The organism is Pelagicoccus sp. SDUM812002, assembly GCF_031127835.1.
In the GTDB taxonomy this organism is placed as follows: Bacteria; Verrucomicrobiota; Verrucomicrobiia; order Opitutales; family Opitutaceae; genus Pelagicoccus.
Genome location: NZ_JARXHX010000001.1, coordinates 632,630 through 645,552 on the forward strand (window position 1 = coordinate 632,630; position 12,923 = coordinate 645,552).

12 protein-coding genes and 1 tRNA gene are annotated in these 12,923 nt (G+C 54.2%); 6 read left to right on the forward strand and 7 right to left on the reverse strand.

All coding sequences use genetic code 11. The features are described from left to right. Window position 1 precedes the first annotated feature (1 nt). The 5 genes from QEH53_RS02585 to QEH53_RS02605 all read right to left on the reverse strand — a co-directional run bounded on the left by QEH53_RS02585 (window position 2) and on the right by QEH53_RS02605 (window position 2,768). Window positions 2-262, reverse strand: a complete 261-nt coding sequence (locus QEH53_RS02585) for a hypothetical protein (RefSeq protein WP_309021559.1) — start codon at window positions 260-262, stop codon at window positions 2-4. A gap of 357 nt (window positions 263-619) precedes the next feature. Next, window positions 620-1,072 (reverse strand): GNAT family N-acetyltransferase, encoded by a 453-nt coding sequence (locus QEH53_RS02590; protein ID WP_345785697.1) that lies wholly within the window; start codon window positions 1,070-1,072, stop codon window positions 620-622. Window positions 1,073-1,203: 131 nt separating this feature from the next. Beyond that, window positions 1,204-1,277 (reverse strand) — tRNA-Cys (locus QEH53_RS02595). 85 nt (window positions 1,278-1,362) lie between these two features. Continuing rightward, window positions 1,363-1,839 (reverse strand): cell wall hydrolase, encoded by a 477-nt coding sequence (locus QEH53_RS02600; RefSeq protein ID WP_309021561.1) that lies wholly within the window; start codon window positions 1,837-1,839, stop codon window positions 1,363-1,365. After that, window positions 1,836-2,768 carry an AraC family transcriptional regulator gene (locus QEH53_RS02605; protein ID WP_309021562.1) on the reverse strand — a complete coding sequence of 311 codons (933 nt, stop codon included), beginning with the start codon at window positions 2,766-2,768 and terminating at the stop codon, window positions 1,836-1,838. Before QEH53_RS02605 ends, QEH53_RS02600 begins: the two co-directional genes overlap by 4 nt. Before the next feature lie 271 nt (window positions 2,769-3,039). Here QEH53_RS02605 and QEH53_RS02610 point away from each other — a divergent pair, with 271 nt between their 5' ends. The 6 genes from QEH53_RS02610 to fucU all read left to right on the forward strand — a co-directional run bounded on the left by QEH53_RS02610 (window position 3,040) and on the right by fucU (window position 9,358). Then, window positions 3,040-3,993 (forward strand): aldo/keto reductase, encoded by a 954-nt coding sequence (locus QEH53_RS02610; protein ID WP_345785698.1) that lies wholly within the window; start codon window positions 3,040-3,042, stop codon window positions 3,991-3,993. Window positions 3,994-4,059: 66 nt separating this feature from the next. Continuing rightward, on the forward strand, window positions 4,060-5,115 hold the full coding sequence (locus QEH53_RS02615) for a zinc-binding dehydrogenase (protein WP_309021564.1): 1,056 nt from the start codon (window positions 4,060-4,062) through the stop codon (window positions 5,113-5,115). Window positions 5,116-5,229: 114 nt separating this feature from the next. Next, window positions 5,230-6,222, forward strand: coding sequence for a substrate-binding domain-containing protein (locus tag QEH53_RS02620; RefSeq protein WP_309021565.1), 993 nt, complete (start codon window positions 5,230-5,232; stop codon window positions 6,220-6,222). 104 nt (window positions 6,223-6,326) lie between these two features. Further along, window positions 6,327-7,814 (forward strand): sugar ABC transporter ATP-binding protein, encoded by a 1,488-nt coding sequence (locus QEH53_RS02625; RefSeq protein ID WP_309021566.1) that lies wholly within the window; start codon window positions 6,327-6,329, stop codon window positions 7,812-7,814. 39 nt (window positions 7,815-7,853) lie between these two features. Further along, on the forward strand, window positions 7,854-8,894 hold the full coding sequence (locus tag QEH53_RS02630) for an ABC transporter permease (protein WP_309021567.1): 1,041 nt from the start codon (window positions 7,854-7,856) through the stop codon (window positions 8,892-8,894). 29 nt (window positions 8,895-8,923) lie between these two features. Then, on the forward strand, window positions 8,924-9,358 hold the full coding sequence (fucU, locus tag QEH53_RS02635) for an L-fucose mutarotase (protein WP_309021568.1): 435 nt from the start codon (window positions 8,924-8,926) through the stop codon (window positions 9,356-9,358). A 15-nt stretch (window positions 9,359-9,373) separates the two neighbouring features. Here the strand turns inward: fucU and QEH53_RS02640 are convergent, their stop codons facing one another. Both QEH53_RS02640 and QEH53_RS02645 read right to left on the reverse strand, forming a co-directional pair. Then, window positions 9,374-9,937, reverse strand: coding sequence for a hypothetical protein (locus QEH53_RS02640; protein ID WP_309021569.1), 564 nt, complete (start codon window positions 9,935-9,937; stop codon window positions 9,374-9,376). A 33-nt stretch (window positions 9,938-9,970) separates the two neighbouring features. Beyond that, the gene (locus QEH53_RS02645; RefSeq protein WP_309021570.1) at window positions 9,971-12,679 is read right to left on the reverse strand and encodes an ATP-binding protein; all 2,709 of its coding nucleotides are present in this window, start codon (window positions 12,677-12,679) and stop codon (window positions 9,971-9,973) included. Window positions 12,680-12,923 lie beyond the last annotated feature (244 nt).

Here is a 12,923-nt window from a genome sequence, read left to right on the forward strand (position 1 = left end):
CTTAAAATTTGACAAAAAAAATTAGTATCCGGCACGCGTTCGGCATAATCGGGTTCCACAAAAATCCGATGATGCCGGCCCTGATTTCAGCGAGCTTATAACCAGTCAACATGAGAAAATTCTCGTTTGCTTTAGTAATCGAGCCATCGAGCTCAAATTCGATGACCGCTTGCGCTTTCCCTACTGCACCGATTTGCCCTTGGGAATTGGTATTCTCCATCTTTCGATCCGTTATGTCATAGGCAAGCTTGATCACCTTCATCACGTTTCCCGCTCTCTTCCGAGATGGGCGTGCAGGAAGCGAACATCCAAACCGTCTCTCCGTTTTCCACCGTCGTTATCGGTAAAGAGTGAGTTCTCAACCGCATGCCGCGAAAACGGGCAGAGACCCAAATTCCGACTCCCGCCAGATGGGTCACCGACGCAACTTTCAAAATCGCTCGAAATGCAAAGGACTCATCAGACGGTACAAACTAAGTCTCGTCCAACAACGTTAGAGGTTATGACGCGACACCAGAGGGGCAAAAATTGCTTACTTACACCTTTGGGTGTTCGTAGTGAGCGTCGAGACGGTACCAGCTCCCACAGCATTCCGCTTCACAGGTTAGGCCCGCTATTTCTAGTCGATCAATTGACGTAGTGGCACCATCGGGGAGAGCTTGAAACCGTGCTTTTGATAGAACTTTTCAGCCGCTAGGTCATCGAAGTCTGTCAAGAGAGTGATACGCTTACACTCCCGTTCGCGAGCGAGATCTATGGCTGCAGCTACTAAAGACGAACCGCAGCCGTGCCCCCTCTCATCGGGAGCAACCACCATATCCTCCAGAAGAGCCGCTCGACCACCGATCGCAGTGCTCACCGTGAACAGTAAACTGACCATACCCACAACCCCTTTGTCGGGCCGTTCCGCCACCAGCACTTCGCCTATCGCAGGATCGGAAATGATCATTTCGAGGCCAATTTTTTGTCGCATGAAGTCAGCAGAGAATTCTTTCTCCTGCTCAAAAAGAAGCCCAAGCAGGTATGCGAGGGAAGGTATGTCAGCTTGTTCAGCTTTTCGTATCGTAATCATACAGCTCGTATCTAGCCAGAATCGCGCCTTATAAGTCCAGAAAAGCTGCTCGAAATTTTGCAGTTCCATAATACCGACTCGACAGGGCGTGAAAAAGCCCCGTCGCGAGACAGGGCTTTCACAAAAAATATTGGAGGCGTGGGCCGGAATCGAACCGGCGATAGAGCTTTTGCAGAGCTCGGCCTTACCACTTGGCTACCACGCCCTCCGTTGATGAGGCCGTCACGATTGCGCTTTGGTTTCGAGTTTCAAGTAGAAACTTTAAGGAAATACGAATCCACACCTATTCGCTAGGGAGATTTGAAAAAGAGGTGGTCGCCAATGACCGTCGTCGCCCGCATTCCGTGGCTCCAGCTCGGCAACTTGTCTCGCCGCGAATAATGGTCCGCTCCAAAGGTATTATCCTTCAATTCTCCCGCGTAAAGAGAATCCACGATTCCTAAAGCCTTCGCCCAATTGATGTCTTTCGAAGCACGGGTTATGAGCACAGCGAAGCCTTGCCCCGGTTTTCCTCGAGAGGTCGAGACATTCAAAGCGCTGAAAGCGTAAGGCTTCCTCACCACGTCCAAATACTTAGCTGGGTCTTTTCCTCCGCGATTGGCGATCACCGCGGCCACCGCCTGCATACCGGTTTCCCCCTGATCGGCCGCTTCAAGTATCAAGCAGGCCGCCACGATTTGCCTTTCCCATGGGTCCGGCAAGGTCTCCGCTTGCGAAACAAACGGGAGCATTGTGGCTATTGCCAGAGTTAGGAGGGTCGTTCTCATAATTCTGCTCCTTTGAAACGAAGCTTCGCGGGATGTTCCTGTGCCTCTCGCGTCTTGAGCTTTCCTCGACCCACCGAGCTCGCAAAGTGCAAAGGCGACACCCCGTAAGTATTTTTGAATACGCGCGAGAAATGCGCCGCATCTTCGAATCCGACGGCCTCTGCTGCGTTTTTTACCATGACACTCTCGCGAAAGAGAAGCCGAGCCGCCTGGTTCATTTTCAAGCGGATCAGTTTTTTGTACGGCGACTCTTCGTCGAAACGGCTAAAGAGCCGTGATATGTACGCTTGATCCAATCTCACCAGCCCTGCCAACTCTCCTACCGAGTTCATCTCCGCGAACCGTTTCTCGATCAAATCGCGACATCTGCGGTAGCTGTGATACGCCGCTGACCCGCCGCCCTCTCCCTCGCTCTCCACTTCTTCGATCTGCAACAACAAGTGCTCCGCGAGCAAAGAGCACGACCGTTCCGCCTTGCTCCCGCCTCGAGATCCAAACTTCACCATCTGCCGAAAGACTTCCTCTACCCAGCGTACCCCAGCGAACTCGAGCACCCGTAACTCGCCCAATGGACTATTCTCGAAAAGCGAGATTGCCTGCTCTCCATGCAAATCCACGAAGTACTTAGTCAACGGATACAGTCCGCTATTCTCGATCTTGATCTCCGTATGCGGTAAATACCCGAACAAGCTCCCGGGCCTGAGTTCAAAAGAAGTACCTCCCATGGACACACGAGCTCGCCCCGAGACCACATACTCAATTCCTACGAAACCAAAATCCGAGCGAACAACCTCATAGTCGGGCGAACACTTTTCCATCCCACCACAACTCACCCCAAATTCAGCTGAATCGTTGGGATTCAGATTGAGGAAGAAATAGTTAGCATCCAAGACTTGGCGAGAAATGAAGCTTGGAAGTGAACTGACCATATCACCACAGGCTAGCCCACTCCTCCAAATTTTCGCAATGGGATAAATCAAAAATATCCATGGATTGGTCACAAGCGACCATTCCCTACCACTCAAGAATCATCTACACTCGTTGCTTTAGCCCCACCTACCCGCCCCGATCACCTAGCCGACTCGCACAACTAGCGCCCGTCGTAAGCGAAAATCGGAATCAAATATCAGCAACATGTCTACCACACAGAAGATCGACCCCTCAAGGATTCCCAGCCGCACCCTAAACAGCGGAGACAAGATGCCGGCTATCGGACTCGGAACCTTCGGCTCCGACCATGTCACCAACGAAACTGTGGCTGCAGCTGTCAAAACAGCCATCGAAATTGGCTACCGCCACATCGACTGCGCCTCGGTCTACGGAAACGAGGTTGAGATCGGAGCCACACTAAAAGAGACGATTTCCAGTGGCTTGGCCAGCCGCGAAGAGCTCTGGATCACTTCCAAGCTTTGGAATGACAAACACGCCGAGGAGGACGTTATCGCGTCCTGCAAAAAAAGCTTGGCCGACCTGCAGCTCGACCATCTCGACCTCTACCTCGTCCATTGGCCCTTTCCCAATTTCCACGCCAAAGGCTGCGATGTGAGCTCCCGTTCTCCTGACGCCAAACCTTACATCCACGAGAACTTCATGAAAACGTGGCGAAAGATGGAAAAACTTGTGGAGCTGGGCCTCGTCAAAAACATCGGCACCTCAAACATGACCAAAGCCAAGCTCGAGCTCGTCTTGGCCGACGCAGCGATCAAACCAGCCATCAACGAGATGGAGCTGCACCCTCACTTCCAACAAGCGGAACTTTACGACTACGTCGTCTCCCAAGGTATCCAGCCAGTTGGTTTCTGCCCCATAGGCTCCCCCGCTCGACCCGAGCGCGACAAGTCTAGCGATGACACGGTTGATACTGAAGATCCGGTCCTCCAGGAGATCGCGGCCAAACATGGCCTCCATCCCGCTACCCTTTGCGTGAAGTGGGCCGAGCAACGCGGTCAAATTCCCATTCCGTTCTCAACCAACCCTCGAAATATGTACGCAAACCTCGAGTCCCTTACGATTGAGAAACTTACCGTCGCGGAAATGGAAGCCATATCCCAAATCGACCAAAACTGCCGCCTTATCAAAGGTCAGGTCTTCCTCTGGAAAGACGAACAAACCTGGGAGGACCTCTGGGACCTTGACGGAACCATCGCTCAATAACCCTCTTTCTCAAAACCCTATCTCAACTAAAACATGTGCTCAACAAACACCTGTACCCACACTCCTATGAAAGGCGCTATTCTGCCCGGCGATAGCTCAACTCAGCTCAAGGAATTCGAAGTTCCGGAGCCCGGGCACGGCGAAGTCCTTATCCGAGTAAAAGCATCCACAATTTGCGGTTCCGACATCCGTTGCATCTATCACGAACATCTCGGCAAGGGACCTGAGGGCTACCAAGGTGTCATCGCTGGACACGAGCCTTCCGGACAAATCGAAAAGGTTGGCCCCGGCTGTCGTCAGTTCCAAAGCGGTGATCGCGTAATCGTGTATCATATTTCTGGATGCGGTGTATGTAATGACTGTCGCCGCGGATACATGATCTCATGCACCAACGAAAAGTACCGTCGCGCCTACGGATGGCAACGCGACGGCGGCATGGCTCCCTACATGATAGCAGAGGAGAAGGACCTACTCGCCCTGCCAGACGAACTTAGCTACGTCGACGGAGCACAAGTCGCTTGTGGATTCGGCACTGTCTACGAAGGCCTTGAGAAGATCGGAATCTGCGGAAACGACGCTGTACTCGTTACGGGACTCGGTCCAGTCGGCCTCGCAGCAGCTGTGCTTTCCCGAGCCCTCGGTGCCAAGCTCGTTATCGGAACTGACGCCCTCGACGAACGCTTGCAAATCGCCAAGGACCTCGGGCTCTGCGACCACGTGCTCAAGGCTGGCCCTGACAACGTCGAGCAAATCCGAGCTCTCACTGGCGGACACGGCGTCGAACGTGCCGTCGATTGCTCTGCTCACCACACCGCCCGCAAGACCGCAGTGCAAGCCACCCGTAAATGGGGTAAGATCGTACTTATAGGAGAAGGCGGTTCTATGGAGCTGAATCCCTCGCCCGACCTTATCCACGACCAAAAGACCATCTTCGGATCTTGGGTCACTTCCACTTGGAAAATGGAGGAGCTCATCGAACGTCTCGTACGCTGGGGAGTTCATCCTGCCGACTTGGTCACGCACCGTTTCGCGTTGGAGAATGTTAGCGATGCCTACGCCCTTATGGCCTCCGGCAAGTGCGGTAAGGTCGCCGTTTGCTTCGACGAAGAATTGCGAGTCTAAGTAAAGCTCTTTTCATTCGACGCCTCTAATCACAGACCCATTATCCCAAGTTCCGCGACGAGTGCGTCGCGGAACCAACCCATCCCCACTACCCGCCTAAAACCAGATTCGACTATGAAATACCCTAAAGTCGCCCTTGTCTCCATTCTATCACTACTCTCGCTGCTCGCAGGCTGCTCTCCCTCCGACGAGCCAGAAGCAGCTGGGTCTGACAAAGTAGTTATCGCAGCGATCCCCAAATCCACCGGTGGCGATTTCTGGGAAACTGTGGAAAGCGGAGCCCGCGAAGCTGCCAAGGAATTCGGCGTCGAGCTCAAGTGGGAGGGCACCGTCACGGAAACCGAAATCGCGGAGCAAACCAAGATCATCGAGAACATGATCAACCTCGGCGTGGACGCCATCGCCCTCGCTCCACTCAACAACCAAGCTCAACGCAAGCCGGTGCAGACAGCGGTAGACAACGGCATCCCAGTCGTTATCTTCGACTCGTCGATCGACGGAGATGCCCATTCGAGCTTCGTCGCTACGGACAATAAGCTAGGCGGATCCCTCGGCGCCAATTTCATGGCCGAAAATGTCAGCGAAAAAGGGAAAATCGTCGTCTTCCGCTACGTGCAAGGCACCGCCAGTACCACCAGACGCTCGGACGGTTTCATCGAAACAGCTCGCGGCAAAGGTCTGGAAATACTCGCCGACCCATTTTCCGAGTCCGGCACACTTGAAGGCTCAAAGAGCGTCGCAGCCAACACTCTGGAACGCTACATCGTCGACGGAAAGCTGGCCATCGATGGAATCTTTGCTGCCAATTTGACCAGCACTCTAGGAGTCGCCTCGGCGCTCGACGATCTCAGGGCCTCCGGCATCACCGTAGACGTTACCTTTGTCGGATTCGATAGCTCCACCAAACTCGTCAGGGAACTCCAAGACGACAAGATAGACGCTCTCGTTGTGCAAAATCCTAAACGCATGGGTTACCTCGCCGTGAAAGCAGCCTACTCCGCAAGCAAGGGAGAAGCACTCGAATCGCGCATCGACACCGGAGTGCAAGTCGTCACTCGCGAACGCCTCGAAACCGAGCCCGCAATCCGAGCTCTTGTTGGACTCTAAAAAATAGGTATCCTTATTACGAATACATAATATCCTCTCTTTTTGCGGCAGAAACTCAACCCGTTTCCTCCATTACAGAACGTCCCGTAACCCCGCGTCTCGAGATGCGCGGCATCTGCAAAAGCTTCGGCGCCACGCATGCCCTGCGCGATGTCGAGCTTACCGTCATGCCGGGCGAAGTCATGGCCCTCGTCGGCGAAAACGGTGCCGGCAAGAGTACCTTGATGAAGGTCCTATCCGGAGCCCACGCCCCGGACAAAGGCCAGCTCAAGCTCGACGGCGAAATCTACACTCCCGGCAATCCGCTGCATGCTCGCGAAAGCGGAGTCGCCATGATCTACCAAGAGCTCTCGCTCGCTCCGCACCTCTCCGCCATGGAGAACATATTGCTGGGCATCGAACCTTGCTGCCGCGGGTTGATCAAATGGAAGGAGATGAAAGACAAAGCCGCTGAAGCGCTGGCGATCGTGGGGCTTCATCTCGTTAAACCGGAAACGCTGGTCAGCCGCCTTTCCATCGCCCAGCAACAACTGGTCGAAATCGCTCGCGCCGTGGCACTCGATTGTCGGGTGCTCGTCCTCGACGAGCCTTCCAGTTCGCTCACCGCCAAGGATATCGAAAAACTTTTCGAGCTGGTTCGTAGCCTCGCCTCCAAAGACATTTCAGTCGTCTACATTTCCCATTTTCTCGAAGAGGTCAAAGCCCTCAGCCAACGCTTCACCGTACTGCGCGACGGAAAAACCGTGGGTGGTGGGATCACCAAAGACGCTGCCGAGGAGGACATCATCTCCCTCATGGTCGGGCGCGACGTTGACGACCTGTATCCACGCAATCACCACACGCCGGGTGAAATCGTCCTCGAAGCCGATTCGGTAGCCCGCACCGTTAAGCCTCGCCACGCAAGTTTCCAACTCCGCAAAGGTGAGGTTCTCGGCATCGCCGGCCTCGTCGGAGCAGGACGCACCGAGCTATTCGAAGCCATCTTCGGTCTGGAAGCTATCACCAGCGGAAGCGTTACCGTTGCCGGCCAGCCCGGCCCGGCCACGCCAGCGCTCCGATGGTCTCAAGGCATGGGAATGGTCAGCGAGGACCGGAAGTCCCAAGGACTCGCCCTCGGGCTCAGCATTGCCGACAATTTGACCTTGCCGAAGCTCGACGGCCTCGGCCCCGGACGCCTCGTGATGCCGGCTCGACAGCTCAAAGCCTGCGACCCTTGGATCGAGCAAATCCCAATCAAGTGCCGCTCCGCCCAGCAGCCGATCAGCGATCTTTCCGGGGGCAACCAGCAAAAGGTCGCCATCGCCCGCCTACTCCACGCGGACGTCGACATACTGCTGCTTGACGAACCGACTCGCGGCATCGACGTCGGTTCGAAAGCTCAAATCTACAAACTCATCGATGCTCTCGCGAGGGGCGATATAGAGAAAGGCATCGAGCCAAAGGCGGTTCTCATCATCAGCAGCTACATCCCAGAACTTATCGGTGTCTGCGACCGCATCTCTGTCATGTGCCGAGGCCATCTTAGCGAAGCCAAGCCCACCGCAGACTGGACCGAACACAGCATCATGGCCGCGGCCATTGGCCAAGACTAACTTACCCTTTCCCTATTCAATAGATTCGCAACGTTCCCAATGACCTCACCTAAACCGTCCGCATTCAGCGCTTTCCAGAACACGGCCTGGGTTAACATCGGTGCCCGCTTCATGGCCCTCGTCGTCGTTTTCCTGTTCTTCGCCATCTTTGTCGAAGACGGTAAATTCTACACCCTCAGGAATCTGGAAAACATCATTCGCCAAAGTGCAGTCTACGCGACTGCCGCGCTTGGCATGACGTTCGTTATCATAACCGCCGGTATAGACCTTTCCGTTGGATCCATCATCGCCCTAGCAGTTGTGGTTGTGGCCTGGACTTTGAATATTGAAATCTCGGACGGGGTTTACTTTGTGCACGAGTATCCTGTTGCAGCCCCGCTCCTCGCCTGCCTGCTCGCGATCATCGCCGCAACTCTCGGCGGACTCTTCAACGGAGCTCTCATCGTTCGCCTCAAGATGGTTCCCTTCATCGTGACCCTCGGAACCATGGGCATCATTCGCGGCATCGCTAAAGGTATCGCTGACGAACGTGACATCTACCCGCCGGAAGAAACCTGGATCGGCGGCCTCATGGACCCAACGCTCACCAGCCAGCACGACAGCTGGATGATCTTCCCGGCCGGAGTTTGGATCCTGGTTCTTTGTATCGGAGTTGCGTCGTTCATTTTGAAATACACCCGTTTCGGTCGCCACGTTTACGCCGTCGGCTCAAACGAAGAAACGGCTCGCCTCTGCGGCGTCCCAGTCGGCCGCACCAAACTCATCGTCTACGCCCTCACCGGTTTCTTCTGCGCCCTAGCTGGCTTCATGCAATTCTCCTACATCGGAGGCGTCGGCCAGCCTACAACCGGCGTGATGTACGAGCTTTTCGTCATCGCAGCGGTCATTATCGGCGGAGCCAGCTTCTCGGGCGGAGAAGGCTCCATTCTCGGCACCATCGTCGGCGCCCTGATCATCACCATTCTCTACATGGGTGGCCAGCAAATGGGTTGGCCCAAATGGGTACAGGAAATGGTCATCGGCGGGATCATCATCCTCGCAGTAGCGATCGACCGCCTGCGTCACCGAAAACTCGCCTAGACTGTCTTAATTTCAATCGTTTCAAAAAAATGCTCATCGGAATCTCTCCCCTCCTCAGTCCCGATCTGCTCAACGCACTTTACCGCATGGGACACGGTGACGAAATCGTGCTCGCCGACGCCCATTTTCCCGGTGAGTCGTTCAACTCTAACGTCCTTCGGGCCGACGGGCTCAAGATCGCCGATCTACTGGCAGCTATCAGCCCGCTCTTCGTGCTCGATCCCTACGTCGACAATCCACTCGGCATGATGGCCGCCGTCTCTGGAGACGAACTCGATCCAACTGTCGAAAAAGGTTATTTGGCTGCCATCCGCAAAACGTGGCCAGATACCAAAGATTCCGAGCGAATCGAACGCTTCGCCTTCTACGAACGGGCAAAGAACGCCTATGCAGTCGTCATGACTGGCGAGACCGCTAAATACGGAAACATCATCCTCAAAAAAGGCGTGACGCCAGTTTCCTAAAACTATTCGTATCGATTAGTTCTGGCGGTTCAGGTTACTCAGAACCGTCTCGAAAACAGTTCTGGCTCCCGCGATCGCTAAGGCAGGATTGGGGTTCGCGAGTCCCAACTCCTTTACAAAGCGCGACCAGCGCTCGGATCCTAGATCGACCAATATCGAAAGATACTCGCTGGGCTTGCCGTCCGCAAAAAATGCTACGGAACGGGGCTTGAGCATGCGTGCTCCCATCGCTGAACCCTGCAACGCGTACTGAATTCCCCAAGCTTCGTCAGCGGATGCGGACAGCTGCACTTCGGCTTCAGCCTCGTGAGTCCCTTCCTCGAGTCGCTTCAAGTCACGAACGATCGCATTGACCACCTCGACTGAGCTTGGCTGGAATCCACACCGCTTCGCGACATGCGGCTCGGTGGCGGAGAATCGCTGGTGACAATCTCGCATCGCCCTAAGGTAAACGGCGAACCCTTGCGGCGTCTCAAAGCAACTAAGCTTTTCCAGAGCACCCTCCACTTCTTGGTGCACACTGATCGTCTCGGATTTCAAGCGACCACGAACTGTATCTGCATTTCGACTACACGTCATCTTTGCTTTAACTTAAGTTATTTTCAGATAGGTCTATTTGCCTTTCTCGGCGAATGCCTCCTTTAGCGTTGCGTCGAGCATGCTGTCGTCCAAAGGCTTGACCAAATGATAACGGAAGCCCGCTTCGAACGAGAGCTTCTGGCGCTCTGGCTGACTCCAACCAGTTTGGGCGATATACACTGCATCCTGTCCGCCTTCCAATTTCTGGAGACGGCGGCAAAGCTCATAGCCGTCGATCTCGGGCAATCCTATATCCAGCAACGCTACGCTAGGTTTAAATTCCTCGAAGCGCTCCAAGGCTTCTGCGGCTGATCGGCAGACCACCACATCATAACCTTTTCTGCGGAGCAGCAGGGCAAGCATTCTTCCCACGTCGACTTGGTCTTCCACGAGCATTACGCGCTTACCCGTTCCAGACATTGAGGAGACAGCGGCGCTTCTCGGCTCACTGGACCCGCTTGTTGAAGGTTCTTTCAAGATGGCTGGGAACGAAACGGTGAATTTGCTCCCTTTCCCAGCGCCCTCGCTCTCGACAGAAATCGTTCCACCCTGCAGCTCGACTAGCTTTTTTGATAAGGTGAGCCCGATGCCCAACCCTCCTCGCGTCTGCGTGGAACCGGCATCGACCTGGGCAAATATATCGAACACTTTGTCGATGTAGCTCTTGGGGATGCCCAGGCCATTGTCCTCGATATCGACCACGACTCGCCTGTCGTCCAGTCTCGCAGCTACGCGGATACGTCCTCCTGAGCCGGTATATTTGGCAGCGTTGTTGAGAATATTCCCGACGCATTGAGAAAGACGCGTAAAGTCGCCCCGGACCTGCAACGGCTCTTCTGCAACCTCATAAACGAGCTCGTGTCCTTCCTCTTTGATTAGCGTTTGGTTGATCTCAATCGCGCTAACGAGAACCTTTTTCAGATCAAGCTCTTCCATCTTTAGACGGATCTTACCGCGTGTGATGCGCGAAACGTCGAGCAAGTCGTCCACGAGCGTCACAAGGTTCTTCAACTGTCGGTCCGCGATATCGAAGGCCAGCTCCTGGTCCTCTCGATCGTTGGACATTTTCAGGACCGTGAGCGCATTGGAAATGGGCGAGAGTGGATTGCGGAGTTCATGGGCAAGGGTCGCCAGAAATTCGTTCTTTACTTGGTCGCGCACTTCTAACCTATCAATGTTCTCCTGCATTTCGATCTTTCGCTGCAAAGCGTGCCGTAAAAAGAGTCGGTTGAAGCGACGGGCGATCTCTATGTCCGACTCGTGCCATTGACGGCTTTCACCTTCGATAATCTCCTCATGCAACTTGAAAGAGGTGCGTGGCGTGAGCCGATCCTTCTTACTGGCGTCAAAAGATTTTTCTTCCGGTTTCCCTGCCCACTTGATGACTCGCCGATCTTCGGGGCGAAACCAGATAGTGAAGTACCCTTCACGCGGGATGATCGGTATGACCAACGCTCCGCAAGCAGCCTTGTCGGGCTCTATGCCTAGATCGTCAGCCAACCTTGCACTCACATACGGGTCGTCGCCAAATCCCTCGGAAGCCCGCTGAGCGAGAGCCTCGATCGCCTCTTCGCTTGGAGTCTGCCCCAGCCGGACCGTTTCATCCCCTGAGCAGAAAACGAAACCCGTGGCATCCATGAGCTTGAGCACGTCGGGCTCCTTCGACTTAAATATTTCCACAATATCCTTCCCTTCGCCTAAGCCTTCGATCAGCGAATTAATCGTTTCCTCGGTCTCGGCATTCGCGATTGCCTGCACCTCCTCTTCCTTAGCGTAAATTTGCCAACCGAAAAGGTGTCCCAAACTCTCGCACTCCAAGCGGATGTTCTGCGCCACGTAATGAGGGTCGCGATGGTGACAGGAGATCAGACCCCAAAGGTTGTCCTGATTGATCAGCGAAATCGACATGACAGACCGAATCCCCTGATTACGCACGTACTGCAGATGGATCGGCGACATGGCCCGAATGATCGACTGCGTAAGATCCAAGGGCTCACGCCCCGTATCTTTGATCGCAGGCACCAAATTGACAGGCGGGGTATCAACGTCAGGGTTCAAACGTATCCAATTTTTCCGATACAACTCTCTCGCTTGCTTGGGGATGTCAGTAGCGGGATAATGAAAATGTAAATACGAATCGATATCGTCCACCTTAGATTCGCTGATGACCGTCCCCGTATCGTCCTCGTTGAAACGGTAAATCAAGACTCTCTCGAACCCCGTCAGTTTGCGAATGCTCTTCGCGATCGCTTGCGTCACCTCGTCGACCGACTTCAGCTTGCCGAAAGTGGGAGCTACGTTCGTAGCGTAAATTTTGCCGTACTGACGAGCGGAGACCGATTCCGAATACAGGGAAGCGGGCTCGATCTCGATCACCATCAACCCGCGACTCGAAAAGACCACGGCATGGAACTCCAGTCGCTTGCTGTCACACATGAAGTGTTCGTGGAATCGCAACTCTACGGGTAAACGCACATTTTCCGACTTAGCTCTCGCGTAAGACTCGAGCAAGAAATCCCAGGAGACCACGCTAGCGTCCAACGCTTGGGCGAAATCCAAACCGAGAAAAACAGCGTCGTCGTCCAGCGCAAACAGCGAGCCTATATTCTCGCTATGGATTTCAACTTTACGCGTCTCGAGCGAAATTGCAATCAGGTAACCAAATCCTTGGACCGCCTCCGGCCGATGAATGGGTTCATCTTCGCATTTTTCGAAATCGAATTTCTCAGGGTCAAACGTCATAGGTATAAGAAGCAGATGTTGGTGAGCCGTAGGCATTGATCGACGAGCCAGACGTTTGACTAAACAGTCCGAGACGAAGGCCCTTACACGGCGGATAGCTGAACCTAGGTGCCGGGTTTGGGTCAATATCTTTGTATCCTATCCCTAGTGACAGCTCCAATTTATTACCCGCCAAATGGCCCGTGCAAAATGCAGCGCAGAAATCGCATTGGTTTCACAATGGCCGATGGGAATGACATGACTC